This window comes from Mycolicibacterium obuense (genome assembly GCF_055397605.1).
Map to the genome: position 1 here is coordinate 2553139 of NZ_AP043663.1, position 25182 is coordinate 2578320.

Sequence of the window (25182 nt, forward strand, 5' to 3'; positions counted from 1 at the left end):
GGCGAGCTTATCGCCGATCGCAGCGATAACCTGCTCGAATGACGGGTATCGCGTGCTGCCAGATCGATCCGCAGATCGGTGATCTCGACGGCAACGCCGAGCGCATCAGCGCCGCGATCAACGACGCACGGTCTGCCGGCGCAGACATCATCGTCCTCCCCGAACTGGTGACGTCCGGCTACATGCTCAGTGACGAGGCCGAGGCCCGCTCGGTGGCACTCACGCGCGACGATCCGCGGTTCACGAGATGGGCTGAGGCAGCGGGTGATTCATTGGTCGTGCTCGGGTTCTGCGAATTGGGCGAGGACGGCGTGCTCTACAACAGCGCCGCTGTGCTCGATGAGGGCGGGGTATCGGCGGTCTACCGCAAGACCCATCTGTGGGACCGGGAGAAGCTGATCTTCACCCCCGGTCGCGATCTGCCGCCCGTGCTGCAGACTCGGCACGGCGCGGTGGCCGTGATGCTGTGCTACGACTTGGAATTCGCGGAACTGACGCGGCTGGCCGTGGTGGGAGGCGCCGATCTCATCGTCGCGCCCGTGAACTGGCCGCTGTTTCCGCGCCCGGAAGGGGAGCACCCCGGCGAGGTGATCACCGCCATGTCGACGGCTCGCACGAACCGTGTCGCCGTCGCGGTGTGCGACCGCGCGGGTGTCGAACGTGGTCAGCGCTGGACAGAAGGCACGGCAATTGTCGCTGCCGATGGCTGGGTGGTGGCCGAGGCGGGGCCCGGGGAGGCCGTTGCGGCGGCTGATCTGGATCTGTCGTTGAGCCGCGACAAGAACATCACCGAGTACGTCCACGTGCTCGACGACCGTCGGCTGGACCTGTACTGAGCAACAGGCCGACACCCGCCACGAGTTGCCACGCGATGATCGTGTAGACCGCCGCCCGTTCGCACGCCCCCTGCGGCATGCCGGTGCTGATGAGGGCGGCCGCGGCCGCCAGGCCCATGCCACCGAGTGCGTAGCCGGCGGCTCGAGCCGACGCGGATCGACGCGGGAGTCCGATGATGCCGGCCGTGAGCAGCGCGAGGTTGCCCCCGACGATCGCCGCGGTGGCACCGGCGACGTGCAGTAGCTGGGTCGTCCCGCCGGCCCCGCTGGGAACCAAGCCGACCAGCACCGAGCCGGCCCCGTAGAAGCAGGCGAACACCGTGAAGGTCAGTGCTCCGCGTGTCGGCCGCGACGTCGCAATCAGGACCGCGCCAGTGACGACGAACGCCATGCCCTGAACGCGGAACGCTGCGTTCATCCACCACGCCAGCGGGGACGTCGGCCGGCCCAGGTCACTGACGACGTTGCCCACGTAGCTGTAGGCCGGTATCCGCGATGCGGCGATCGCTTCGACGATCAGATAGCTGATGCCGGCAACCAGGGCGAGTGCGCCGGCTGCCCGTCGCACGGTGGTCGAGCGGGGCGGGCGCACATCACCAGCGTGCCAGCGCGGAATTGCACATCGTCCGCAGGGGTGGCTCTCAGTGGCGCTGCACGGCGATCATGTTTGCTTGCTGAAACTGCACCTCGGTGCGTGTTTCAGCTCGACTCGGTCTGGACGACCCGCCTTCCGGCGCCGGGAGTTCTTCGATGGCTACCAATGCTCGTCAATATTTGCTGTAAGCACGCAATCAGACGTTTCTTACTGCTAAAGTGCCTCAAATGGGGGTCTCAATAGAGTTCCTATTTTTGATCGGGGGAGGGTATCAATGGGAAACAGTGTCACAATCACGCGCATTCACAGGCGCTCAGTTCAGTTCGCGGGGAGCGCGATCGTTGGTGCGCTGATATTTGCTCCTGTCGCTCAAGCGGCAGACGTCGTTCCATGTCCCGAGAAGGGATGCAACGGGGTGACGGCGTTGCTGGTGGGTGGGCAGGGGTCCTATGCCACCCTCACCGAGCAGCAGATGGAAACGGCGTTCGGGGGCTACTTCCGCCCCTATGACCAACGCGTCAGCGTTCCGTTCCCCGGGGATGCCGACTTCTCGAAGTCCATCCCGGAAGGTGCGACAAACCTGTACAACGCGGTCGTCGACGCCAAGACTGCCGACCCGGACATCGTGTTGACCATCGGCGGCGTGTCCAAGGGTGCGCCGTCGGTGCTCCAGGCGCTGCGGCAGTTGGAGGCGACTCGGGAGGCCGGCGGCACGGTCCCCGACGCCGACCACATGAACGTGATGATCTACGGGGCGCCGAGCCGCATCTACTACGCCGGCGTCAAGTACCGGCCCGACATCCCCGTCACCCCGTACGACGTCTACATGGTGTCGGCGGAGTACGACGGTGTCGCCGACATGCCCGACAACATGCTGAACATCCTCGCGGTGCTGAACGCGATGCAGGGGGCGGACCTGCTCCATGTGGACGCGGCATTCAACACCGACTTCGTGAACGACCCGACGCTCTACAAGGTGGACACGAACGCCGACGGCGGGAAGACCACCACGATCGTGATTCCCTACACCGGGGACATCCTGCCGCTACTACACCCGATGTTGGAGGCGGGCGCTGATCCCGCGCAGCTGGCAAAGCTGAGCACGATGCTCAAGCCGATCATTGATTCGGCGTACAAGCGCAACAGCTACTTCGAGAAGAAGAAGTGGCAGACCGGCATCGTCAGCATTCCACTGCCGGAAGCCGCGCCGTCCAACGTCGTCAATCAGACACTCAAAGTCTCTGTCCCGATCGATGATTCGCAAGACGCCGTGTCGCCGCCGGTACGCAAGACCCTGTCGGACTACGTGGGTAAGCACCGCGCCGCGGATGCCGACGACGACAGCGCCGACACGACGAAGGTCAAGAAGAACGTGCTCAAGGACCTGGGCGACACCATCAAGACCGAGGTCAAGAAGTTGACCACCAAGAAGGACAAGAAGGCGACGAAAGAAGCCGCGCCGGAAAAGAAGGAAACGGCCGGCGCCGCTTCGTCATCGGACTCCGGGAGCAACAGCACCGGATCGGAGAGCTGACCCGCTCCAGCTCTCCCGGGAAGCCCCGCCTTCGTCACGGAGGCGGGGCTTCTTGTTCAGATACCGTGTCTCCCTCTTCGTCGTGGTGGTGACCCTTTTGACGTCGTCCACCAGGTTTTTCATCACTTGCCTACGCTCCGTTGACGTTTCGTCAAGGCGGTGCTTACCGACATAACCGTCGTCGAGCATCTTTTCGGGAGTGGGCTTCGGGGTGAACAGGCCGCCGAATAACACGGTCCCGAGCGGCGGATCGGCGTAGACCCGGTCGGTCACGTTGTCGCCGTACCGGTTCTCCGACAGAGGCGTCTCCTTAGAGAAATCCCGCCCCCGGTAGCCAATGGTGTGGCTGCCCAAAGGCCATCTTCGCACCGCTGCCTCGTCGCTCTTGGTGCTGATGTACTCGATGTTCCCGCCGCCGACCTGCAGCACGGGACGACCACCCTGCTCGTAGGTCGCCCCGTTGTTGGGACGGGCAGGGGAGCCCAGCTGAATGATCGTGCCCTGCCATTCAGGACGGAGCGCACGTGCATCCTGGGCGCCGACAGCGGACCCAGAGTAGGTGTAGAGCACCGCATCCGGCGTGTTGTGGGCATCCATCCATGCCCCGGCCGCTGCCGCCGAGCCCGTCTTACCGGTGCTGGACATGTAGTTCCATGTCACCTCGTTGCAGCCGGCGCCGCACTTGCTGCCGTCGGGCATGGTGATGGTCCGCCAGCCGGGGCCGACGTTGAAGATGCCGTCCATGTAGGCAATCGACCCCGATACTGCCGCGAGCGCCGACACCTTTGTCTCGCGATTCTGCGAACCGCTCCGCTGATCGACTCGCTGGTATGGAGCGGTCTGCCACCTCTTCTTCTCATGGCCGCTGTCGTGGACGTCCTCCGAGTCCAGGATCCGCTCGAGGATCGTCGACAGTTTCACCAATTGGTCGTGGCTGGGCCCGTCGGAGTTCTCCACGGCGGCTCGCAGTGGCCGCACGGCACTCGTGTGCGGGATTGGGTTGGTGGTGTAGGAGTCGCCGGCCGTGGTGGCATCGACCGTGTGGTGCAGCCCGGCATCGTCCCGACTGTCCGGGTCGCCGACGGGCGCGGCATGGACCACCGGTGCGAAGAGAAGTGCCGCCGCCGTCGCTGACATGCCGGCAGCGAGAATTGAACCCGTCTTCACGTTGTTTCCTCCCGCAACAGGAGATCCCCCTGATCCCTCAGCGGGGGACATTATCGTCACCGGCAAACTTCTGTGGCGTTTCGAGCCAATCATGATCAATTTGCTGACCTGCACTGCTGGCTAGCTCATCCCGCGTCGCGGACATCGCGGGGGCTGTCCTCTCGAGGCCGCCCGGCAAAATCAAGGAATTGACGTCCATGCTTATTTGACCACGTAGGCGACAGTTTTCATGCGGATTGTCGCCGTCGGCGGTCGTCGGGAGGTGATCTGCAGCGGCGGGTGCGACGCCGACACTCGTCGTCAGGACCAGTCACGGTGCTTTGCTCGGCGTGATCCCAGGCAGAGCAATCGCAAAGTTCCGCCGTCAGAGGTCACATCAGGGCGCAGAGTCGAAACATGGTGGCGTCCAGATCCGATTCGTCGAACCGTGGATCGTCTCGGCTGATGGTGACCTTCGGGGTCTCCACTCCATCAATGGTCTTTCGACCCTGCGGGTCACACCACACCGTGATCTCGTTCGACGACCCCGTCTCCGCTGCAATGAATTGCGTTGCGAGCAGCGCCGGCGCCAGGATCGCGGTCGAGGCCATGACCGCCGACAGAATGAACTTTCGCCCCTTCGGTAGCGCGACGAACCAGCGCGCGAAGCGATCCCCCCGTTCCCCCATGGATGAAGGGTAGGACGCAGTCGGATTGCTGCAAAAGATGGAAAGCAACCCGTGGCGATGACGGGAAAGTTCTGACCTACGGCCGTTCAAAGTCCAGTCGTGGTGCCCCCGGTGAGATTCGAACTCACACTGGACGGGTTTTGAATCCGTTTCCTCTGCCAGTTGGGATACGGGGGCGTCCCGCACGTTGCGCTGCGGCGCTCAGTGCGGCCTCTCACCTTAGAGGATGGCCCCGCGCTCGCTCATTCGGGCGTCGCCGGACAGAATGTGGAGCATGACTGGGTCCCCGACAGATGCCGCCGCGCCGCACCGAGTGCTCATCGCCGAGGACGAGGCGCTGATCCGCCTGGACCTGGCCGAGATGCTGCGCGAGGAGGGCTACGAGATCGTCGGGGAGGCCGGCGACGGTCAGGAGGCCGTCGACCTCGCCGAATCCCTGCGCCCTGATCTGGTGATCATGGATGTCAAGATGCCTCGGCGCGACGGCATCGACGCCGCCGCGGAGATCGCCACCAAACGCATCGCGCCGATCGTCATCCTCACCGCCTTCAGCCAGCGCGAGCTCGTCGAGCGCGCCCGCGACGCCGGCGCGATGGCCTATCTGGTCAAACCCTTCAACATCACCGATCTGATCCCGGCCATCGAGGTGGCGGTCAGCCGGTTCAGCGAGATCACCGAGTTGGAGAGAGAGGTCGCCAACCTCTCCGATCGCCTGGAGACGCGCAAGCTCGTCGAGCGGGCGAAGGGTTTGCTGCAGAGCAAGCAGAACATGTCCGAGCCGGAAGCGTTCAAGTGGATTCAGCGGGCCGCGATGGACCGCCGCACCACGATGAAGCGCGTCGCCGAGGTCGTCCTCGAAACACTGGACCCGCCGGCCGCCGAGGCCGCCGCACCCGCGGAATGACGGCAGAACAGCACCCCGTCCGTTAAGACTGCGTTTCCGGAACCGCCAGATATTGAATCCGGGCGCCGGATGCGCGCCGCGCGTTCCTCAACATCGCGCACCACGGCGATGCGTTGGTTATGGTCGTCGGCGAAGCACCGCCGCCAACACCGTCCGGGGGAGGCACGTCGGTGTCGATCAACACATGAACCGGAGGTGGGACGTGCGCGGTCGCGTGGCACGCAATGCATTTGCTCTCGGGGGAGCGAGCCTGATTATGCTGGCCTTGGCCGGCTGCAACCAGGGTGCGCCCGAGGAGCAGGCGTCGCAGGCGAATCTGAAGATCGTCGAGAAGGTGCAGATCGACGAGAACGGCGCGGAGGTCAAGGCCGCCGAGGGTGCGGCGCCGGCGGATCCGGCCGGTGACGGCAAGGCGACCTGCCCGCCGGTGTCGATCGCGATGGCCGGGGCGCTCAACGGCCCCGATGCCGCGCTCGGCATCAACATCAAGAACGGCGTGCAGCTGGCGATCGACAAGCACAACGCCGCCAACCCGGGCTGCCAGGTGCAGCTCAAGCCGTTCGACACCGAAGGCGATCCGCAGAAGGCCACCGCCATCGCGCCGCAGATCGTCGACGACCAGTACACGATCGGCCTCGTCGGACCGGCGTTCTCCGGGGAGACCAAAGCCACCGGCGGCGTCTTCGACCAGGCCGGCCTCGTCGCCGCGACCGCGTCGGCGACCAACGTGACCCTCTCGGAGAACGGCTGGAAGACCTTCTTCCGCGGGCTGGCCAACGACGGCGTGCAGGGCCCCTCGGTCGCCAACTACCTGAAGAACACGCTCTCCAACAAGAAGGTGTGCGTCGTCGACGACAGCACCGACTACGGCCTGGGCCTGGCTCAGGCGGTGCGTGACACGCTGGGCCCGGTGGCCGACGCGGCCTGCAACATCTCGGTCAAGAAGGGCGACAAGGACTTCTCGGCGGCGGTCACGCAGGTCAAGGGTGCAGGGCCGGATTCGGTGTTCTACAGCGGCTACTACGCCGAGGCGGCACCGTTCATCCAGCAGCTCAAGGACGGCGGCTTCGAAGGCAAGTTCGTCAGCGCCGACGGCACCAAGGACCCCGAGTTCGTCAAGCAGGCCGGTGAATCCTCCAAGGGCGCACTGCTGTCCTGCCCGTGCGGCCCGGCCACCGGTGCCTTCGCCGACGAATACACCAAGAAGTTCAACCAGGAGCCCGGCACCTACAGCACCGAGGGCTACGACCTGGGGACGATCCTGCTCAAGGGCATCGACTCCGGGGCGATCACCCGGCCCGCGCTGCTCGACTTCGTGCGCAACTACGACGGCCAGGGCGTGGCACGCAAGTACCAGTGGACGCCCGCCGGTGAGCTCACCACCACGCTGATCTGGATGTACGAGGTTCAGTAACTGTTGACGCGAAACGCGTCCGGGCTTGATGGCTCGGACGCGTTTTGCACTCCCTGAGGAGTACGCCACGCCGATGTTCCTGGCCGCCAACATCAACTTCAACGTCGGGGCGCTGTTCGACAGCTTCTGGCAGCTGACGATCGACGGATTGTCCTGGGGCGCCATCTACGCCCTGGTGGCGGTCGGCTACACCCTGGTGTTCGGGGTGCTGCGATTGATCAACTTCGCCCACTCCGAGATCTTCATGCTCGGCATGTTCGGCGCGTATTTCGCGCTGGACATGATCCTGGGCTTCACCCCAAGCGGCAACGCCTACAACAAGGGGGTGCTGCTGACCGTCGTCTATCTCGGCGTGGCGATGTTGTTCGCGATGCTCGTCTCCGGCGGCGCGGCCGTCGGTCTTGAGTTCATCGCCTACCGGCCGCTGCGGAAACGCCACGCTCGCTCGTTGACGTTCCTGATCACCGCGATCGGCATGTCGTTCGTGCTGCAGCAGTTCGTGCTCTTCATCCTGCCCAAGCTGATCCCGGGCTACGGCGGGCCGAATGCTCAGCAGCCGATCGTGTTGGTGCAGCCCAAGACTCAGTTCACCTTCTTCGGGGTGGCCATCTCCAACGTCACGATCGTCATCATCGTCGCCGCACTGGTGCTCGCGGTGCTGACCGACATCGCGATCAACCGCACCAAATTCGGCCGCGGTATCCGCGCCGTCGCGCAGGATCCGACCACCGCCACGCTGATGGGGGTGTCCCGGGAGCGCATCATCATGACGACGTTCCTGATCGGCGGACTGCTCGCCGGCGCGGCAGCACTGCTGTACACGCTCAAGGTTCCCCAGGGCATCATCTACTCGGGCGGCTTCCTGCTCGGCATCAAGGCGTTCTCGGCCGCGGTGCTCGGCGGTATCGGCAATCTGCGCGGCGCCCTTCTGGGCGGTCTGATCCTGGGCATCATGGAGAATTACGGCCAGGCGGTCTTCGGTACGCAGTGGCGGGACGTGGTGGCGTTCGTGCTGCTGGTGTTGGTGCTGCTGGTGCGCCCGACGGGCATACTCGGCGAGAGCCTCGGAAAGGCACGAGCATGAGCGGCTTGATCGCGAGGGTGACGGACTGGTGGGACGGTCTGTCCCGTCCGCAGAAGTGGGTCTTCGGCGTCATCCTGTTCCTCGGCGTCGGGCTGTCGCCGCTGTTCACCCCGCCCTTCATCGACACTCCCGGCATCAGCTTCGGCGGCACGATGGCGCAGTTCGCCATGGTCGCGATCATCGCGATCGGCCTCAATGTCGTTGTGGGACAAGCGGGTCTGCTCGATCTCGGGTATGTCGGGTTCTACGCGGTGGGCGCCTACACGGTCGCGCTGTTGACCAGCCCGGAGAGCCCGTGGAACCGGATGGGCGCGACGGGCTTCTTCAGCGAGCCGTGGGCGTGGTTGTCGTGTGTTCCGCTGGCGATGGCCGTCACCGCGCTGACCGGGCTGATTCTCGGATTCCCCACGCTGCGGTTGCGCGGCGACTACCTGGCGATCGTCACGCTCGGCTTCGGCGAGATCATTCGCCTGCTCGCCGACAACCTGGCCGACATCACCAACGGCCCTCGTGGACTCAACGAGGTGGCCTTCCCGCACATCCTGGAAAGCGACAAGAACCCGCGCGGGGTGTTCTCGGTGTCGAATTCCACCGGCGACGCGAACTACGGCACCTGGTGGTTCTGGGTGGGCCTGCTCCTGATCGTCATCATCCTGTTGCTGGTCGGCAATCTCGAACGCAGCCGGGTCGGGCGCGCCTGGATCGCGGTGCGCGAAGACGAGGACGCCGCTGAAGTGATGGGCGTCAACACCTTCAAGTTCAAGCTGTGGGCGTTCACGATCGGTGCAGCGATCGGCGGGCTGTCCGGGGCGCTCTACGCGGGCCAGGTGCAGTACGTCGCACCGCCGACGTTCAACATCATCAACTCGATGTTGTTCCTGTGCGCCGTCGTGCTCGGCGGTCAAGGCAACAAGCTCGGCGTGATCCTGGGCGCGTTCATCATCGTCTACCTGCCCAATCGCCTTCTCGGCGTGCACTTCCTGGGCATCGACATGGGCAACCTGAAATACCTGTTCTTCGGGTTGGCACTCGTCGTCCTGATGATCTTCCGGCCGCAGGGCTTCTTTCCGGCTCGCCAGCAGCTGCTCACCTACGGCAAGGCGGCGCGCAATCTGCTCAGAACCGGCCCGGCGGAGAAGGAGTCGGCGCAATGAGCATCGAGGACCTGGCCGGCGTACACCGCGAGATCGCGGCCGACGAGGGTGAGGTGCTGCTCGCCACCAAGGATCTGACGGTGCAGTTCGGCGGTCTGACCGCGCTGGACTCGGTGACGTTCGACATCCGGCGTGGCGAGATCCTCGGCCTGATCGGACCGAACGGGGCGGGAAAAACCACCTGCTTCAATGCGATCACCGGTGTCTACCGGCCCAGCGCCGGTTCGGTGACATTCGACGGCGAGACGCTGGGACGGATCAAACGGCACCAGATCACCCGCCGCGGCATCGCCCGGACCTTCCAGAACATCCGGCTGTTCGGGGAGATGACGGCGCTGGAGAACGTGATGGTCGGTACCGATGCCCGACACCGGACGTCGGTGCCTGGTGCGCTGTTCCGGTCGCCGAGGCACCGGCGCGAAGAGCGCTCGGCGATCGAACGTTCGGCGGCGCTGCTCCACTTCGTCGGCATCGCGCATCGCGGCGAGGAGAAGGCCAAGAACCTCTCCTACGGTGACCAGCGGCGCCTCGAGATCGCCCGCGCCCTGGCCACCGAACCGAAGCTGCTGTGCCTCGACGAGCCCGCAGCCGGGTTCAACCCGAGCGAGAAGTCGGCGCTGATCGACCTCATCCGCAAGATCCGGGACGATGGCTACACGGTGCTGCTGATCGAGCACGACATGCGCCTGGTGATGGGTGTGACCGACCGCATCGTGGTGCTGGAGTTCGGTCGCAAGATCGCCGACGGCCTGCCCGCCGAGATCCGCGAGGACCCCAAGGTCATCGCCGCCTACCTGGGAGTGCCCGATGACGAACTCAGCTGAGTCCCGACCGGTGCTTCTGGAGGCCCGCGATGTCGTGGTGCACTACGGCCGGATCAAGGCGCTGCATTCGGTGTCGTTGACGGTGCACGAGGGTGAACTCGTCACGCTGCTCGGTTCCAACGGAGCCGGCAAGACCACGATGATGCGGGCGATCTCCGGGCTGCTGCCGCTGACGTCGGGTTCGGTGTGGTTCGACGGGCAGGACGTGAGCAAGGTGAAGGCGCACCGACGCGTCACCGACGGCCTGATCCAGGCGCCTGAGGGGCGCGGCGTGTTCCCCGGCATGACCATTCTCGAGAACCTCGAAATGGGTTGCTATGGGCGCAAGTTCGCGTCGAAAGCCGAGCACGACGAGAAGCTCGACTGGATTCTCGAGACGTTTCCGCGGCTGGCGGAGCGCAAGACCCAGGTGGGGGGCACGCTGTCCGGGGGCGAGCAGCAGATGCTCGCGATCGGCCGGGCGTTGATGGCTCGACCCAAGGTGCTGTTACTCGACGAGCCGTCGATGGGTCTCGCGCCGATGGTCATCTCGCAGATCTTCAAGATCATCGCCGAGATCAACTCGACGGGAACCACCGTGCTGCTCGTCGAGCAGAACGCCCAGCAGGCGCTCAGCCGCTCGGACCGGGCCTACATCCTGGAGACCGGTGAGGTCACCCGGTCGGGCAACGCACGAGAGTTGTTGGCAGACGACAGTATTCGCGCGGCCTACCTCGGTGTCGCCTGACCGCGCCACCCTTCCCCGCGAGCGTGCGTGTCTGCGGGCACCACGCCGGGCGGATTCGCGAGTTCACGCACACTCGCTGCTTTCGAGCGCCGGGACGATGAACCCGGCACCGCTCTCCGTCGTGATCCCTGTGTAGGGGTGTCGATGCTGAGGCGCCCGGAAACGGAGTGGACTCATGATGCTCAAGCTCATCGCCGCGAGTGGCCTCGCCGGCATGGCCGTTGTCGGCGCGGTCGCCCTGACTGTCGCGCCGGGTCAGGCGCCGTCCGGCCACGATCTGACCAGCCAGTCGACTGTGGTCACCACGACATCCAGCCCGCCGACCTATAGCGGCCGCCCGGGCTACTGATCGGCGTTTCCGTCGATTGCCCGCTCGTCGGCACGAGCGTGCGGAATGTCCCGAATCTGTGCGGCGTGTTGGCCGCGGACACGCACGCTCGCGGCACGAAGCCCTACCGGGCGACGACGACCGAGGAGCCGTGGCCGAACAGGCCCTGATTGGCGGTGATGCCCACGGTCGCACCCTCCACCTGGCGCCCGGTGGCCTGCCCCTTGAGCTGCCAGGTGAGCTCGCAGACCTGAGCGATGGCCTGCGCGGGAATGGCTTCGCCGAAGCTCGCCAGCCCGCCGGAGGCGTTGACCGGGATGCGGCCGCCGATCGTGGTGGCGCCGCTGCGCAGCAGCTGCTCGGCCTCACCCTTCTTGCACAGTCCGAGGTGCTCGTACCAGTCCAGTTCCAGCGCAGTGGACAGGTCGTAGACCTCGGCCAGGCTGAGGTCCTCGGGTCCGATCCCGGCCTCGGTGTAGGCGGCATCGAGGATCTGGTCCTTGAACACTCGCTTGGGACCCGGCACGACAGCGGTGGAATCTGTTGCGATGTCGGGCAATTCGGGCAGATGCTGCGGATACTGCGGCGACTGCAGGCTCACCGCGCGTACCGAGGGAACACCGGAGACGGAACCGAAGTGCTTCTCGGTGAACGCCTTGCTGGCCACGATCACCGCGGCCGCACCGTCGGAGGTGGCGCAGATGTCGAGCAGCCGCAGCGGATCGGACACCACTGGACTGGCCAGCACGTCCTCGACGGATGCTTCCTTGCGGTAGCGCGCATTCGGGTTGTTCAGACCGTGGCGGGCGTTCTTGACCTTGACGTTCGCGAAGTCCTCGAGTGTCGCGCCGTAGAGATCCATCCGGCGCCGGGCGAGCAGCGCGAAGTACACGGTGTTGGTGGCGCCGATCAGGTGGAATCGCTGCCAGTCCGGGTCGTTCTTGCGTTCGCCGCCGACGGGAGCGAAGAAGCCCTTCGGCGTGGTGTCGGCGCCGATCACGAGCGCAACGTCGCACAGTCCGGCCAGGATCTGGGCGCGAGCGCTCTGCAGGGCCTGCGACCCGCTGGCGCAGGCGGCGTAGCTCGAGGTGACGGGAATGCCGTTCCAGCCCAGCTTCTGGGCGAACGTCGCGCCGGCGACGAAGCCGGGGTAGCCGTTGCGGATGGTGTCGGCACCGGCGACGAGCTGAATCTGCTTCCAGTCCAATCCGGCCTCGGCCAACGCCGCGCGCGCGGCGACGACGCCGTACTCGGTGAAGTCGCGTCCCCACTTGCCCCACGGGTGCATGCCGGCACCGAGGATGTAGACCGGTTCGGGACTCATGCGATCCTCCAGGCGTGCACGATGCGTTCGGTCCCGTCGTCGTCGACGTAGAGCGGCATCGTGGTCAACTCCATCTCCATACCGACCTTCAGGTCGGCGGCGAGCGTGCCCTCGACCACCTTGCCCAGGACGATCAGTCCTTCGGCGGCCAGTTCCACCGCGGCGACGGCGAACGGCTCGAAGGGATCCGGCGAGGGGTACGGCGGCGGTGGTGCGTAGCGGTTCTCGGTGTAGCTCCACAGCGTGCCGCGCCGCGACAGGGGCACCTGGGCCAGGTCGTCGCCGTCGCAGCCGGGATTGGGGCAGTTGTTCTCGCGTGGGGGAAAGACGTAGGTCCCGCACTGATGGCACTTGGCGCCGATGAGGTAGGCCTCGCCAGAACCATCGGTGGCGAACCAGCCGTCGACGGCGGGTTGCGTGGAAGCTGACACGCGGTCAGCGTACCCAGTCCCGGCGGAAAACTGAAACGTGTTCCAATTCAAGTGCTCGAAGGCTATCGAGGGCTCGACGCCAGCAGGATGTCGAGCAGCTCGTCGGGTCTGTCGCGCATCAGGTTGTGTTTGCCGTCGAGTTCATGGGCGATCCAGGCCGGATCGTCGCGGACGCGGTCGTAGGACAGGCGCATCGGGGAGTCGCCGGGCCAGTCGAGCGCATAGACGTAGGTGCGCTGCCGGAGCCGGTCGAGGTCACTGCACAGCCTCAGTTTCTGCAGTAACGACGCCAGCGGGTGCGACGTCGCTCGCGCGTCGAAGAACGGCAGCGGCGGCACCCCGAAGCCGCTCTCGTCGACGTCGAGATACCAGCGCCGCTCGTCGTCGTTGACCAGATCCCAACAGGATTCACCGTCTCGGGGTACCACGGCATCGATGAACACCAGCGAGTCCACCCGCTCGGGGATGCGGTCGGCGACACCGGCGATCACCATCCCGCCGTAGCTGTGCCCGACCAGGACGAGTCCGTCGGTGGTGGGACCGATGGCAGCGACGACATCGGTGATGTGGGTGTCGAGGTTCACCCCGCCGCGTAGCACGTGGGCGCGTTCGGCGACGCCGCTGAGGGTGACGGCGACAACGTGGTGACCGGCCGCGCGAAGCGAGGTGGCCAGCTGATCGAAACACCATGCGCCGTGGCACATTCCGGGAACGAGGATGTACGTGGTCATGTCTCCACGGTGAACCGTGCTCGGCCATAAGTCCAATACATCTTTGTTCTCTTTCCTATAATCGATCGTTATGGAGCTGCGTCAGCTCGAATATCTGGTCGCCGTCGTGGAAGAGGGCAGCTTCACCCGGGCTGCGCAGCGCGAACGGGTGGCGCAACCCGCGGTGAGCGCGCAGATCCGACGCCTGGAGCGCATGGTCGGCCAGCAGCTGCTCACGCGGTCCAGTCGCGAGGTGCGGCTGACCGAAGCCGGCGCGGCACTGCTGCCCCACGCCAGGGCCGCGCTGGCCGCGGTCCGTGCCGCTCAGCACGCCGTCGACGAGGTGGCCGACATCGTTCGGGGCGCCGTGGCGATCGGCACGGTGACACTGCATCCAGTGGACGTCGCCGCTCTGATGGCCGATTTCCACCGTGACCATCCACAGGTCGAGCTGACCCTCCTCACGGACAACTCCGATGAGCTGCTCGTGGGGCTCGCCGATGGACGGCTCGACCTGGCGATCGTGTCAGTTGCCGCCGACGTGATGCCCGACGGGCTCGACGGGGTCTCGATCACCGACGAAATCATCGAGGCCGCAGTGGCTCTCGACCATCCGCTACGGCGACGCGCGACGGTGACGCTGCCCGAGCTGTGCCAACTGCCGCTCATCTCGTTGCCCGTCGGCACCGGGTTGCGATCCCGCCTCGACGAGGCCTGTGCGGCGGCAGGCGTGCGGCCCCGAATCGGCTTCGAGGCGACCAATCCGCAGGAGCTGGCCGACCTGGCCCGCCACGGACTGGGCGTCGCGATCCTGCCCCGGTCGATGGCTCGCGGGGACGCCGGCCTGCATGCCCTGCGGCTGACGCCGACGCTGCGCGGACGGTTGGTGTGGGCGTGGCGCCGTGACTCCATCGGCCCGGCTGCGCGAGCGTTCTGCGCGATGGCGCGCCGTTCCCTCAGGTCTGCAGACCGCGAATGAGCGCGTCGATCGTCTCGGTGAAAGATGCTGCTGCATCTGACGTTTGACTCACCCCGGCGAGTTCCAGAGTGACGGCGCCGTGCTGGCCGTTCCACATCGCCTGGGCTGCGTCCACCGGGTCGAGATCGGCGCGCAGAGCGAGCCCGGCGACCATGTCGACCAGGATGGTGAACACCTCGCGGCCCCGAGTGGTCACGGGCGAGGCGGGGTCTGCGGCGGGTGATCCCGTGGCGAAGATCAGTGCATAGCGCGCGGGATGGGCGAGCGCGAACCGGCGGTACCCCTGGCAGGCGCGGCGTAGGCGGTCTGCCGGGCTACCGGTGTCGGACCCCACGTCGATCGCTGCGGCGAGATCGTCGAACGCCCTGAGCGCGAGTGCCGCAAGCAGACCGTCCTTGTTGGTGAATCGGTTGTAGACGCCCATCGGTGCGACCCCGGCCTCTCGGGCGACCGACCGCACCGTCACCGCACCGGCACCGCCGCGGTCGAGGACCGTCTCGGCCGCGCTCAACAGCGCGGCCGAGACCTGTTCACTCGCGGTGCGGCGCCGGGCCACCGTCACGCCGCCTCGGCGATGCCCTGACGCGCGAGCCACGCCAGCGCGTCGTCGGCGACCTCGCGCCACCCGTGGTCGATGGTCAGCGAGTGGCCACGACCCTCGAACTCGTGCAAGTCGGTGACGGCATCGCTGCGGTATAGCCGGTGGGCGGCCGCAGCGGTCGAGCGCGGCACGGTGTGATCGGCCGATCCGGCGGTGATCAGCAGCGGTCCGCGCGTGGCATTGGCGGTGTCCACTGCGGCGGGCGAGTGGCGGTGGAGATTGGCGCTGGCCGCCTCGAACAGCGGCTTGCCCGGCGACGGGATCGACCACTGCTCCCACAGAGCGTCGGATTCCTCCTGGCTCACCGCGTTACCGAAGCCGTACCGCCACTGTGCCCGCGTCAGGCCCTTGGCGCGCCCGCGATTGAGCGGATTGCCCAGCACCGGGAACGCCGAGCGCAGCTGCGTGAGCGGCAGTCCCGTCACGCCTTTGATCGGAGCGGGGTCGATCGCGATGGCTGCCGCGGCCTTGTTCTCGCCCAGCAGCTTCTGGGCGATCAGGCCGCCGAAGGAGTGGCCGATCACCACCGGCGGGGTGTCGAACTGGGCGAGGACGTCTGCGAAGTGCGCGGTCAACTCGTCGATGCCAACGCCGGCCTGTGCCGCGGGGTTCTGCCGGGTCTCCTCGACCGTCGGCAGCTCGCCGGGCCAGGCGGGGGCGACGGCGTGGTGGCCGTGCTCGGCGACGTAGTCGATCCAGGGTTGCCATGCGGTGTGGGCGACCCAGAGGCCGTGGATGAAGACGATGTTCGTCATGGCGGTGCTCCTGACCGTTATAGAACGATGTTACATAAGAAGGACATCCGCTGTAACCGCGTCGACCTCGCGTTCATTCCCGCCGGTCGCCGTGTCGGTCGGGATGCCTAGAGTGAAGGCCGTGAGCCCAGCCAAGACCGCACCGGCGACCGATCAGAAACAGACCCTGATGCTGCTGGACGGCAACTCGCTGGCCTTCCGCGCGTTCTACGCCCTGCCCGCCGAGAACTTCAAGACCCAGGGCGGGCTCACCACGAACGCGGTGTACGGCTTCACCGCGATGCTGATCAACCTGCTGCGCGACGAACAGCCCAGCCACGTCGCCGCCGCGTTCGACGTGTCCCGCCAGACGTTCCGCAAGGAGAAGTACCCGGAGTACAAGGAAGGCCGGTCGGCCACCCCGGACGAATTCCGCGGACAGATCGACATCACCAAAGAGGTACTCGGGGCGCTGGGCATCACGGTGCTGGCCGAGGCGGGATTCGAGGCCGACGACATCATCGCGACGCTGGCCACGCAAGCCGAGAACGAGGGCTACCGGGTGCTCGTGGTCACCGGCGATCGCGACTCGCTGCAGTTGGTCAGCGACGACGTCACGGTGCTCTATCCGCGCAAGGGGGTCAGCGAGCTGACGCGGTTCACCCCCGAGGCGGTCGTCGAGAAGTACGGGCTGACACCCGCGCAGTACCCCGATTTCGCAGCCCTGCGGGGCGACCCGAGCGACAACCTGCCGGGCATTCCGGGCGTGGGGGAGAAGACCGCGACCAAGTGGATCTCGGAGTACGGAACGCTGCAGTCCCTCGTCGACAACGCCGACAAGGTGAAGGGCAAGGTCGGTGACGCGCTGCGCGCGCACCTGTCCAGCGTCATCCTCAACCGCGAGCTGACCGATCTGGTCAAGGACGTCCCGCTGGCCCAGACTCCGGACACGCTGCGGATGCAGCCGTGGAACCGCGACCAGATCCACCGCCTGTTCGACGACCTCGAGTTCCGGGTGCTGCGCGACCGGCTGTTCGACACGCTGGCCTCGGCCGACCCGGAAGTGGACGAGGGCTTCGAGGTGCGTGGCGAAGCCCTGGCGCCCGGCACGTTGGCGGCCTGGCTCGCCCAGCACGCCGACGGCGGCCGCTTCGGCATCGCAGTGGTCGGCAATCACCTGGCGTTCGACAGCGACGCGACCGCGCTCGCGCTGGTCGCGCCGGACGGCGACGGCCGCTACATCGACACGACCTCGCTCAGTCCCGAGGACGAGCCCGCGTTGGCGTCCTGGCTCGCCGACCCCTCCCAGCCGAAGGCATTGCACGAGGCCAAGCTCGCGATCCACGATCTGCAGGGCCGGGGGTGGACGCTCGCCGGTGTCACGTCCGACACCGCGCTGGCGGCCTACCTGGTGCGGCCCGGTCAGCGCAGCTTCACCCTCGACGATCTCTCGCTGCGGTATCTCAAGCGCGAACTCCGCGCCGACAATGCTGAGCAGCAACAACTTTCGCTGCTCGACGACAGCGATGGCGTCGACGATCAAGCGGTGCAGACGCTGCTGCTGCGGGCCAATGCGGTGAAGGATCTCGCCGACGCCCTCGATGAGGAGCTGGCCCGCATCGACTCCTCGGCACTGTTGGGCAGCATGGAGCTGCCCGTCCTACGGGTGCTCGCCGATCTGGAAACCGCGGGCATCGCCGTCGATCTGGACATGCTCACCGAACTGCAGAGCGAATTCGCCGGCCAGATCCGCGACGCCGCGGAAGCCGCCTACGCGGTGATCGGCAAGCAGATCAACCTCGGCTCACCCAAGCAGCTACAGGTGGTGCTGTTCGACGAGCTGGAGATGCCGAAGACCAAGCGCACCAAGACCGGCTACACCACCGACGCCGACGCGCTGCAGGGCCTTTTCGACAAGACCGGCCACCCGTTCCTGCAGCATCTGCTGGCCCATCGGGACGCCACGCGCCTGAAGGTCACCGTGGACGGGTTGCTGAACTCGGTGGCCGGCGATGGCCGGATCCACACGACGTTCAACCAGACGATCGCGGCCACCGGCCGGTTGTCCTCGACCGAGCCCAACCTGCAGAACATCCCGATCCGCACGGAGGCGGGCCGCCGGATCCGCGACGCCTTCGTTGTCGGCGGGTCAGTGGTGGGCACGGGCTACAGCGAACTGATGACCGCCGACTACAGCCAGATCGAGATGCGCATCATGGCGCACCTGTCCCGCGACGAGGGCCTCATCGAGGCGTTCAACACGGGCGAGGACCTGCACTCGTTCGTGGCGTCCCGGGCGTTCGACGTCCCGATCGACGAGGTGACGGCGGAACTGCGACGCAGGGTCAAGGCGATGTCGTACGGCCTGGCCTACGGGTTGAGCGCATACGGGCTGTCCGCGCAGCTCAAGATCTCCACCGAGGAGGCGAAGGTCCAGATGGATCAGTACTTCGCCCGCTTCGGCGGTATCCGCGACTACCTGCGTGACGTCGTCGACCAGGCGCGCAAGGACGGCTACACCTCGACGGTGTTCGGTCGCAGGCGCTACCTGCCCGAACTCGACAGCGGTAACCGCAATGTGCGCGAGGCCGCGGAGCGGGCGGCGCTGAACGCGCCGATCCAGGGCAGCGCCGCCGACATCATCAAGGTCGCGATGATCAACGTGGACCGCGCGATCTCCGACGCCGGCTTGACCTCCCGCATGCTGCTCCAGGTGCACGACGAGCTTCTCTTCGAGGTCGCCGACGGCGAACGGGACGCGTTGGAAACGCTGGTGCGCGAACACATGGGCGGCGCCTATGCGCTCGACGTCCCGCTGGAGGTGTCGGTGGGGTACGGCCGCAGCTGGGACGCCGCGGCGCACTGAACGTCTGCTATATATGCACACCTACATAATGTGGTGGGTATGAGCAGGAGGCTAAGACGTGGCCGAGCATTCGTTCGATGAGTCGATTCGACTCGAACCGGTGGAAGCCGGCGTGCTGCGCGGGAAGACCACTGCCGCGTGGGCCAACATGGTCGGCCCGTTCGGCGGCATGACCGCGGCTCTGATGCTGCGCGCGATCGACATGCATCCGGAGCGCACCGGTGCGCCCCTGTCGCTCACCGTCAACTTCGCGGCACCCATTGCCGACGGCGAGTTCGACGTCACCGCGCGTCCCATGCGCACCAACAGGACAAACCAGCATTGGTTCGTCGACATGGTCCAAGACGGGACCGTCACGACGACGGCGACCGCGGTGTTCGGCCTACGGCGCGATACGTGGTCGGATACCGAGAAGCGCATGCCTCACGTTCCCGCGCCCGAGGAGGTGGAGGAGCGGGGGCTGCCGCCGGTGATCGCGTGGGCCCGCAACTACGACATGCGCTTCATCGACGGCGCGGCTCCCAGCAAGGGTGCGGGACCGTCAGACTCGTCGACCACGATGCTGTGGGCCCGCGATCGACTGGGACGCCCTCTCGATTACGCCTCGCTCACTGCCGCCAGCGACATCTTCTATCCGCGGATCTACTTGCGCCTCGGCGCGCCCACGCCGGCCGGCACGATCTCGCTGACCACCTACTTTCACGCCACCGCCCTCGAACTCGCCTCGGCAGGAGACGATTTCGTACTCGGCTGCGCATCGGCAAACCGATTCTCCGGTGGCTATTTCGATCAGTCCGCAGAGATCTGGAGTCGTTCGGGCACCCTGCTGGCCACCACGCATCAGATCGTCTACTTCAAGACATAGCGACTACGACGGCGGATTGCCGCGCACGATCAGCTCGCGGGGACCGGTCGGCAGCCGCCAGTGGAAGGTGATCGCCGCCAGCCGGAGCAGCGTCGCCACCAGTGTGCCGACGGCAACGCCGATCCACTGCGGGCCGTAGTAGTCGATGACGACATAGATCACCGAGCCCAGCATCGCCGGGACGGCGTACATGTCGTCGGGACCCATCACGACGGGCACGTCGCGGGCCGTGACATCGCGAATGATGGTGCCGGCCAAGGCCGACACCATGCCGAGCAGCGCCGCGGCGAACCAGCTGGCGCCGTGGTCGACGGCCAGCGCGGCACCCGAGGTGGCGAAGAACCCCATCCCGACGGCGTCGAGCATCGCGACCGGATGATGAAGCCTGATGACCGTGCGCGCGAACAGCGTGGCCAGGGCGGCCGCGGCCAGGCAGACGGTGACATCGGGCCAGCGCTGCAGGGACTGCGGGGGATCGATGTCGAGCAGGACGTCACGCAACACTCCGCCGCCGACGCCGGTCAGCACCGCCATCGCCGCGATCCCGAACACGTCGAACCCCTTGCGGACCCCGAGGACGGCACCGGATGCCGCGGCGGCCGCGATGCCGAGGTAGTTGAGGATGTGCTGGATCACCAGCCGAGTATGGCGGCCCGCGGGCCGTCAGTACGCCCGGAAGCCGGCCATGTGCTGTAACGCCGGTGAGGTGGCGCGTGCCGCGTACAGCGCGTAGGTCTCCTCGTGGAGCAGGGCCGTGACGCGTTGATCGCCGAAGCCCCGATCGATCCGGTCGCGCACGAACGCCAGCTCGATGACGCGGTGGGCGAAGTGCCGCACCGAGGCCGCCGCCGGTTTTCCGCCGAAGCGGTGCGCCGTGTCGACGGCCAGCTTCCGGGTCTTCAGCGACCCCAGCCAGGTCGCCTCGTTCGGGCTGATCAATCCGGCGGCCACCATTCCGGGGAGCTTGCCCGCCACCACGACCTGTTCGCGGCGGCGGCTGCGCACGGCCAGCGTGATCGCCAGCGCGAACACCGGCACCATCCACAGCGCGTAGACCGCGAAGTAGGCGCCCGCCCCGAGCAGCGACGAACCGTTCCACATCCCGTGCAGCAGCACCGCCGCCGCGTACCCGAGCAGCAGAGCTCCTGCCTTGCCGGCGGCCGAGCGGCGATGCAGCGCGTACCAGACCCCGATGGCCGTCATCGTGGTGAACAGGGAGTGTGCGAACGGCGACATGATCAGGCGCAGGGCCGCGGTCACCAGCGACTCGGCCACCGACTCACCGTTCGCGATGTAGAGGATGTCCTCCAGCCACGCGAACCCGGCGCCGACGAGGCCCGCATACACCAGGCAGTCGGTCAGCGAGTTCAGCTCGTGGCGCCGGACGCCCGTCATCATCAGCAGCAGGAACACGCCCTTGGCGGCTTCTTCGGTCACCGGCGCACCCACCACCAGGGTGAACGGACTGATGTCGCTGGAGCCTGCGGGGTGTACCCAGGCCTCGAGCACGATCTGCAGGACCGCTGAGATGACGACCGCCGCCGATGTGCCCCAGAGGAACGCGAACAGCAGCAGCCGGGGTGGCTCCGGCTCCCAGCGGTCCAACCACAGGTAGGACAGCACCACCACGGTCATCGCGATGCTGGAGAGCACGAAACCGATGGACGTCCCGACCGGATTGATGGCGGTGAGCACGATCACGATCAGCCCGGCGACGGTGCCGAGTGCGATGAGCAGACCCAGAGGTGCGCCGACCCGGCGAACACGTGTCACGCTGAGCACAGTAGCGGCCGCTGGGGGTGGGTTTGTCCTGCGTGTGCCCCGTCGAGTAGCCTTGACAGGTACCTGTGCGTTCTATTCGCGGGTGCGATCAACAAAACACTCACTGTCCCTACGATTGAACCTGTCCGGAGCAACCCACCACATGCCAAGTCCCTCCGTCACGTCTCCGCAAGTAGCCCTCAACGACATCGGCTCCGCGGAGGATTTCCTCGCCGCCATCGACAAGACCATCAAATACTTCAACGATGGCGACATCGTCGAAGGGACCATCGTCAAGGTGGACCGCGACGAGGTCCTGCTCGACATCGGCTACAAGACCGAAGGCGTCATCCCTTCTCGCGAACTCTCGATCAAGCACGACGTCGACCCCAATGAGGTTGTGTCCGTCGGCGACGAGGTCGAAGCGCTGGTCCTCACCAAAGAGGACAAAGAAGGCCGCCTCATCCTGTCCAAGAAGCGCGCCCAGTACGAGCGCGCCTGGGGCACCATCGAAGAGCTCAAGGAGAAGGACGAGGCCGTCAAGGGCACCGTCATCGAGGTCGTCAAGGGCGGCCTGATCCTCGACATCGGCCTGCGCGGCTTCCTGCCCGCGTCGCTGGTCGAGATGCGTCGAGTCCGCGATCTGCAGCCGTACATCGGCAAGGAGATCGAGGCCAAGATCATCGAGCTCGACAAGAACCGCAACAACGTGGTGCTCAGCCGCCGCGCCTGGCTGGAGCAGACCCAGTCCGAGGTGCGCAGCGAGTTCCTCAACCAGCTCACCAAGGGCGCCATCCGCAAGGGTGTCGTCTCCTCGATCGTCAACTTCGGCGCGTTCGTCGATCTCGGCGGCGTCGACGGTCTGGTGCACGTCTCCGAGCTGTCCTGGAAGCACATCGATCACCCGTCCGAGGTGGTGCAGGTGGGCGACGAGGTCACCGTCGAGGTGCTCGACGTCGACATGGACCGCGAGCGGGTTTCCTTGTCGCTCAAGGCGACTCAGGAAGATCCGTGGCGCCACTTCGCCCGCACCCACGCGATCGGTCAGATCGTGCCCGGCAAGGTCACCAAGCTGGTGCCGTTCGGTGCGTTCGTCCGGGTCGAAGAGGGCATCGAGGGTCTGGTGCACATCTCCGAGCTGTCCGAGCGTCACGTCGAGGTGCCGGACCAGGTGGTCCAGGTCGGCGACGACGCGATGGTCAAGGTCATCGACATCGACCTGGAGCGTCGCCGCATCTCGCTGAGCCTCAAGCAGGCCAACGAGGACTACAACAGCGAAGAGTTCGAGGCCTGGAAGTACGGCATGGCCGACAGCTACGACGACCAGGGCAACTACATCTTCCCCGAGGGCTTCGACGCCGAGACCAACGAATGGCTCGAAGGCTTCGAGAAGCAGCGGGACGAGTGGGAGGCCCGGTACGCCGAGGCCGAGCGTCGGTACAAGATGCACACCGCGCAGATGGAGAAGTTCGCCGCGGCCGAGGCCGAAGAGGCGGCGCGTCCGACGACATCGTCATCGTCGTCGAACGGTCGCTCGGAGGAGTCGACCGGGGGCTCGCTCGCCAGCGATGCCCAGCTCGCCGCGCTGCGTGAGAAGCTCGCAGGCAACGCGTAAGTCAGTTCACGATCGAAGGCCCCGGCTCGCAAGAGTCGGGGCCTTCGTCGTTTGCGTGGCAGTCGTCCTGACAGACTGTGGGGCGTGCTGCGTATCGGGTTGACCGGAGGAATCGGGGCGGGCAAGTCGACGGTGTCGGCGACATTCGACGAACTCGGCGGCATCGTCGTCGACGGCGACGTCATCGCCCGGGAGGTCGTCGAGCCTGGTACCGAGGGGCTCGCGAAGCTGGTCGAGGCGTTCGGGGAGGGCATCCTCGCCGAGGACGGAACGTTGAACAGGCCCGCGCTGGCCGCGATCGCGTTCAGCGATGAAGAGAAGCGCAAGACGCTGAACGGAATCGTGCATCCGCTTGTCGGACAACGACGTTCGGAGCTGATCGCCGCCGCGGCCGACGACGCGGTGATCATCGAGGACATCCCGCTGCTGGTCGAATCCCACATGGCGCCCTTCTTTCCCCTGGTCATCATCGTTCACGCCGACGAAGAGGTCCGGGTGAAGCGGCTGATCGAACACCGCGGGTTCACCGAAGACGACGCGCGGGCACGCATCGCGGCGCAGGCCACAGAGGCCGACCGGCGAGCCGTCGCCGATGTCTGGCTCGACAATGCCGGCACCGCCGACCAACTGAAGGCCGCTGCGCGAACTCTGTGGAACGACCGCATCGAGCCGTTTGCGGACAATCTGCGCGCGGGCCGGCCGGCCCCCACTGAGCCACGGTTGGTTCCGCCCGATCCCGAGTGGCCCGCTCAGGCCGAACGGATTCTCGCCAGGCTGCGCACCGCCTGCGGGCATCACGCCTCACGGGTGGACCACATCGGTTCGACGGCGGTACCTGGACTCGACGCCAAAGACGTCATCGACGTACAGGTCACCGTCGCGTCTCTGGACGTTGCCGACGACCTCGCCGATGCGCTGTTGGGCGCCGGGTACGTCCGCACGGAGATCACCGAGGACGTCGCGAAGGACATCGCCAAGGACACCGCGAAGCCCGGCGTCGACGGCCAGTGGGGCAAGCGGCTCTACTGCTCGGCCGACCCCGGCCGTCCGACCAACGTGCATGTCCGGGTCGACGGGTGGCCCAACCAGCGGTTCGCGCTGCTGTTCGTCGACTGGCTGACAGCCGAGCCGGCGGCGCGCGCCGATTACCTAGAGCTCAAACGCCGCGTAGCCGCCGAGGGCCATGCCACCACCGGTGATTACGCGGACGCCAAGGAGCCGTGGTTCGCCGACGCGTACCGCCGAGCGTGGGCGTGGGCCGATGCGACGGGCTGGCAACCGCCTCAGTGACCGGCTCGAGCCGCATTCGCATGGATCGCGTCTCGGCAGTACGCCGCGAAGCCCGGCAGCTCGAATGAGTCGTCGTATCGCGCCACGTAACGCGGGTCGCTGACGTACATGTCGCCCAAGGTGCGGTGCATGGCCGGCGGGCACTCGTAGAACCACCGGTTCACGTGGCGCCGATGCTGCTCGGCAGCGCGCATCGCCGGGTCGGAGTCGGCGGGAAGCCCGGCGCGAAAGGCCTCGGAGAGGGCCTTCTCGACCGCCTCGCCCTCGGCTTTGATCCGGATCCAGTCCTCCTTGCCGTAGGACTTCGTCCTGCGCTGGGACTCCTTCCACTCCTCGGACTCGCCGAACTTCTGCTCGGCCTCGGCCTGGTAGTCGTCGAAGCCCTCCCCGAACAGCTCGCGCATGTCGTCGTCGGTCATGGGGGTGTTCGCCATTGCTTTCTCCAATGCCTGATCGATGGCCTCGAGGAGATCTCTCGTCTCCTCGAGCCGGGACATGACGCGTTCGCGTTGACGGATCAGGTGGCTGACGTTGTCGCCGTCGGCCAGGAGCTGCGCGATCTCGTCGAGGGGCAGCTCGAGCCGGCGGTAGACGATGATCTGGGACAACCGCGTCAGATCCTCGGCGGTGTACACCCGATATCCCGACGAATTCCGGCGCCCCGGGGTCAGCAACCCGATGTCGTCATAGTGGTGCAGCGTCCGGACCGTGATGCCGAACCGCTGCGCGACCTCACCGACGGTGAGTTCTTCCACACCCATCTCCTGCGTC

The 25182-nt window shown here is 66.4% G+C and carries 25 protein-coding genes and 1 tRNA gene; 14 read left to right on the forward strand and 12 right to left on the reverse strand.

The features are described 5' to 3' along the window. Positions 1-38 precede the first annotated feature (38 nt). Positions 39-836, forward strand: coding sequence for a nitrilase-related carbon-nitrogen hydrolase (locus ACZ50N_RS12230; protein WP_464475466.1), 798 nt, complete (start codon positions 39-41; stop codon positions 834-836). On the opposite strand, the gene ACZ50N_RS12235 is transcribed toward ACZ50N_RS12230, so the two are convergent. Then, positions 787-1428: a DUF998 domain-containing protein gene (locus tag ACZ50N_RS12235; protein WP_464475467.1), complete on the reverse strand. Its 642-nt coding sequence runs from the start codon at positions 1426-1428 to the stop codon at positions 787-789. The two genes, ACZ50N_RS12230 and ACZ50N_RS12235, sit on opposite strands and share 50 nt — an antisense overlap. Positions 1429-1846: 418 nt before the next feature. Between ACZ50N_RS12235 and ACZ50N_RS12240 the strand changes: the two genes are divergently transcribed. Continuing rightward, the gene (locus ACZ50N_RS12240) at positions 1847-2965 is read left to right on the forward strand and encodes a PE-PPE domain-containing protein (protein ID WP_464475468.1); all 1119 of its coding nucleotides are present in this window, start codon (positions 1847-1849) and stop codon (positions 2963-2965) included. On the opposite strand, the gene ACZ50N_RS12245 is transcribed toward ACZ50N_RS12240, so the two are convergent. The 3 genes from ACZ50N_RS12245 to ACZ50N_RS12255 form a co-directional block, all read right to left on the reverse strand. After that, a complete protein-coding gene (locus tag ACZ50N_RS12245) occupies positions 2924-4225 on the reverse strand; it encodes a hypothetical protein (protein ID WP_464475469.1) in 1302 nt (433 codons plus the stop codon). The genes ACZ50N_RS12240 and ACZ50N_RS12245 overlap by 42 nt on opposite strands. 278 nt (positions 4226-4503) lie before the next feature. Next, a complete protein-coding gene (locus ACZ50N_RS12250; protein WP_464475470.1) occupies positions 4504-4800 on the reverse strand; it encodes a hypothetical protein in 297 nt (98 codons plus the stop codon). Between the two features lie 100 nt (positions 4801-4900). Next, a tRNA-Leu gene (locus ACZ50N_RS12255) sits at positions 4901-4977 on the reverse strand. Positions 4978-5074: 97 nt separating this feature from the next. On the opposite strand from ACZ50N_RS12255, the gene ACZ50N_RS12260 reads away from it, so the two are divergent. The 7 genes from ACZ50N_RS12260 to ACZ50N_RS12290 all read left to right on the forward strand — a co-directional run bounded on the left by ACZ50N_RS12260 (position 5075) and on the right by ACZ50N_RS12290 (position 11256). After that, a complete protein-coding gene (locus ACZ50N_RS12260; RefSeq protein WP_464468143.1) occupies positions 5075-5704 on the forward strand; it encodes a two-component system response regulator PdtaR in 630 nt (209 codons plus the stop codon). Positions 5705-5906: 202 nt separating this feature from the next. Next, positions 5907-7118 (forward strand): branched-chain amino acid ABC transporter substrate-binding protein, encoded by a 1212-nt coding sequence (locus ACZ50N_RS12265; protein ID WP_464475471.1) that lies wholly within the window; start codon positions 5907-5909, stop codon positions 7116-7118. A gap of 73 nt (positions 7119-7191) precedes the next feature. After that, a complete protein-coding gene (locus ACZ50N_RS12270) occupies positions 7192-8202 on the forward strand; it encodes a branched-chain amino acid ABC transporter permease (protein WP_046363841.1) in 1011 nt (336 codons plus the stop codon). Beyond that, positions 8199-9356, forward strand: a complete 1158-nt coding sequence (locus tag ACZ50N_RS12275; RefSeq protein WP_046363842.1) for a branched-chain amino acid ABC transporter permease — start codon at positions 8199-8201, stop codon at positions 9354-9356. The genes ACZ50N_RS12270 and ACZ50N_RS12275 overlap by 4 nt, the downstream gene beginning before the upstream one ends. Further along, positions 9353-10180, forward strand: coding sequence for an ABC transporter ATP-binding protein (locus ACZ50N_RS12280; protein WP_046363843.1), 828 nt, complete (start codon positions 9353-9355; stop codon positions 10178-10180). Before ACZ50N_RS12275 ends, ACZ50N_RS12280 begins: the two co-directional genes overlap by 4 nt. Further along, complete coding sequence (locus tag ACZ50N_RS12285; protein ID WP_046363844.1) at positions 10164-10907, forward strand: ABC transporter ATP-binding protein; 744 nt, start codon at positions 10164-10166, stop codon at positions 10905-10907. Before ACZ50N_RS12280 ends, ACZ50N_RS12285 begins: the two co-directional genes overlap by 17 nt. A 175-nt stretch (positions 10908-11082) precedes the next feature. Next, positions 11083-11256: a hypothetical protein gene (locus ACZ50N_RS12290; RefSeq protein WP_157850947.1), complete on the forward strand. Its 174-nt coding sequence runs from the start codon at positions 11083-11085 to the stop codon at positions 11254-11256. 103 nt (positions 11257-11359) lie between these two features. On the opposite strand, the gene ACZ50N_RS12295 is transcribed toward ACZ50N_RS12290, so the two are convergent. From ACZ50N_RS12295 to ACZ50N_RS12305, 3 genes are all read right to left on the reverse strand, one after another. After that, positions 11360-12559 (reverse strand): lipid-transfer protein, encoded by a 1200-nt coding sequence (locus ACZ50N_RS12295; protein WP_046363845.1) that lies wholly within the window; start codon positions 12557-12559, stop codon positions 11360-11362. Beyond that, positions 12556-12990 carry a Zn-ribbon domain-containing OB-fold protein gene (locus ACZ50N_RS12300; protein WP_046363846.1) on the reverse strand — a complete coding sequence of 145 codons (435 nt, stop codon included), beginning with the start codon at positions 12988-12990 and terminating at the stop codon, positions 12556-12558. The genes ACZ50N_RS12295 and ACZ50N_RS12300 overlap by 4 nt, the downstream gene beginning before the upstream one ends. A 62-nt stretch (positions 12991-13052) precedes the next feature. Continuing rightward, positions 13053-13721, reverse strand: coding sequence for an alpha/beta fold hydrolase (locus ACZ50N_RS12305; protein ID WP_464475472.1), 669 nt, complete (start codon positions 13719-13721; stop codon positions 13053-13055). Positions 13722-13791: 70 nt separating this feature from the next. On the opposite strand from ACZ50N_RS12305, the gene ACZ50N_RS12310 reads away from it, so the two are divergent. Further along, positions 13792-14679, forward strand: a complete 888-nt coding sequence (locus tag ACZ50N_RS12310; protein WP_464475473.1) for a LysR family transcriptional regulator — start codon at positions 13792-13794, stop codon at positions 14677-14679. Here the strand turns inward: ACZ50N_RS12310 and ACZ50N_RS12315 are convergent. Both ACZ50N_RS12315 and ACZ50N_RS12320 read right to left on the reverse strand, forming a co-directional pair. Beyond that, entirely contained in the window at positions 14657-15241 is a 585-nt protein-coding gene (locus ACZ50N_RS12315; protein ID WP_464475474.1) for a TetR/AcrR family transcriptional regulator, read from the reverse strand. The two genes, ACZ50N_RS12310 and ACZ50N_RS12315, sit on opposite strands and share 23 nt — an antisense overlap. Then, positions 15238-16035, reverse strand: a complete 798-nt coding sequence (locus tag ACZ50N_RS12320; protein WP_464475475.1) for an alpha/beta hydrolase — start codon at positions 16033-16035, stop codon at positions 15238-15240. The genes ACZ50N_RS12315 and ACZ50N_RS12320 overlap by 4 nt, the downstream gene beginning before the upstream one ends. Before the next feature lie 121 nt (positions 16036-16156). On the opposite strand from ACZ50N_RS12320, the gene polA reads away from it, so the two are divergent. Both polA and ACZ50N_RS12330 read left to right on the forward strand, forming a co-directional pair. After that, positions 16157-18880: a DNA polymerase I gene (gene polA / locus ACZ50N_RS12325; RefSeq protein WP_464475476.1), complete on the forward strand. Its 2724-nt coding sequence runs from the start codon at positions 16157-16159 to the stop codon at positions 18878-18880. Between the two features lie 58 nt (positions 18881-18938). Beyond that, a complete protein-coding gene (locus ACZ50N_RS12330) occupies positions 18939-19745 on the forward strand; it encodes an acyl-CoA thioesterase (RefSeq protein ID WP_048424252.1) in 807 nt (268 codons plus the stop codon). 3 nt (positions 19746-19748) lie between these two features. On the opposite strand, the gene ACZ50N_RS12335 is transcribed toward ACZ50N_RS12330, so the two are convergent. Further along, positions 19749-20381 (reverse strand): trimeric intracellular cation channel family protein, encoded by a 633-nt coding sequence (locus ACZ50N_RS12335; protein WP_046363852.1) that lies wholly within the window; start codon positions 20379-20381, stop codon positions 19749-19751. 27 nt (positions 20382-20408) lie between these two features. Beyond that, entirely contained in the window at positions 20409-21518 is a 1110-nt protein-coding gene (locus ACZ50N_RS12340) for a PrsW family intramembrane metalloprotease (protein ID WP_464475477.1), read from the reverse strand. Between the two features lie 151 nt (positions 21519-21669). On the opposite strand from ACZ50N_RS12340, the gene rpsA reads away from it, so the two are divergent. Then, entirely contained in the window at positions 21670-23121 is a 1452-nt protein-coding gene (gene rpsA / locus ACZ50N_RS12345) for a 30S ribosomal protein S1 (RefSeq protein WP_046363854.1), read from the forward strand. 84 nt (positions 23122-23205) lie between these two features. Beyond that, positions 23206-24411 carry a dephospho-CoA kinase gene (coaE, locus tag ACZ50N_RS12350; protein WP_046363865.1) on the forward strand — a complete coding sequence of 402 codons (1206 nt, stop codon included), beginning with the start codon at positions 23206-23208 and terminating at the stop codon, positions 24409-24411. Here coaE and ACZ50N_RS12355 read toward each other — a convergent pair. Further along, the gene (locus tag ACZ50N_RS12355; RefSeq protein ID WP_464475626.1) at positions 24405-25166 is read right to left on the reverse strand and encodes a MerR family transcriptional regulator; all 762 of its coding nucleotides are present in this window, start codon (positions 25164-25166) and stop codon (positions 24405-24407) included. The two genes, coaE and ACZ50N_RS12355, sit on opposite strands and share 7 nt — an antisense overlap. Positions 25167-25182: the final 16 nt, after the last annotated feature.

What these genes read in the sequence shown, in the direction of transcription:
- ACZ50N_RS12230 (WP_464475466.1), top strand. Translation starts at nt 39, where the DNA reads ATGACGGGTATCGCGTGCTGCCAGATCGATCCGCAGATCGGTGATCTC.
- ACZ50N_RS12245 (WP_464475469.1), bottom strand. Translation starts at nt 4,225, where the DNA reads ATGATTGGCTCGAAACGCCACAGAAGTTTGCCGGTGACGATAATGTCC.
- ACZ50N_RS12250 (WP_464475470.1), bottom strand. Translation starts at nt 4,800, where the DNA reads ATGGGGGAACGGGGGGATCGCTTCGCGCGCTGGTTCGTCGCGCTACCG.
- ACZ50N_RS12260 (WP_464468143.1), top strand. Translation starts at nt 5,075, where the DNA reads ATGACTGGGTCCCCGACAGATGCCGCCGCGCCGCACCGAGTGCTCATC.
- ACZ50N_RS12270 (WP_046363841.1), top strand. Translation starts at nt 7,192, where the DNA reads ATGTTCCTGGCCGCCAACATCAACTTCAACGTCGGGGCGCTGTTCGAC.
- ACZ50N_RS12275 (WP_046363842.1), top strand. Translation starts at nt 8,199, where the DNA reads ATGAGCGGCTTGATCGCGAGGGTGACGGACTGGTGGGACGGTCTGTCC.
- ACZ50N_RS12280 (WP_046363843.1), top strand. Translation starts at nt 9,353, where the DNA reads ATGAGCATCGAGGACCTGGCCGGCGTACACCGCGAGATCGCGGCCGAC.
- ACZ50N_RS12285 (WP_046363844.1), top strand. Translation starts at nt 10,164, where the DNA reads ATGACGAACTCAGCTGAGTCCCGACCGGTGCTTCTGGAGGCCCGCGAT.
- ACZ50N_RS12290 (WP_157850947.1), top strand. Translation starts at nt 11,083, where the DNA reads ATGATGCTCAAGCTCATCGCCGCGAGTGGCCTCGCCGGCATGGCCGTT.
- ACZ50N_RS12295 (WP_046363845.1), bottom strand. Translation starts at nt 12,559, where the DNA reads ATGAGTCCCGAACCGGTCTACATCCTCGGTGCCGGCATGCACCCGTGG.
- ACZ50N_RS12305 (WP_464475472.1), bottom strand. Translation starts at nt 13,721, where the DNA reads ATGACCACGTACATCCTCGTTCCCGGAATGTGCCACGGCGCATGGTGT.
- ACZ50N_RS12310 (WP_464475473.1), top strand. Translation starts at nt 13,792, where the DNA reads ATGGAGCTGCGTCAGCTCGAATATCTGGTCGCCGTCGTGGAAGAGGGC.
- ACZ50N_RS12320 (WP_464475475.1), bottom strand. Translation starts at nt 16,035, where the DNA reads ATGACGAACATCGTCTTCATCCACGGCCTCTGGGTCGCCCACACCGCA.
- rpsA (WP_046363854.1), top strand. Translation starts at nt 21,670, where the DNA reads ATGCCAAGTCCCTCCGTCACGTCTCCGCAAGTAGCCCTCAACGACATC.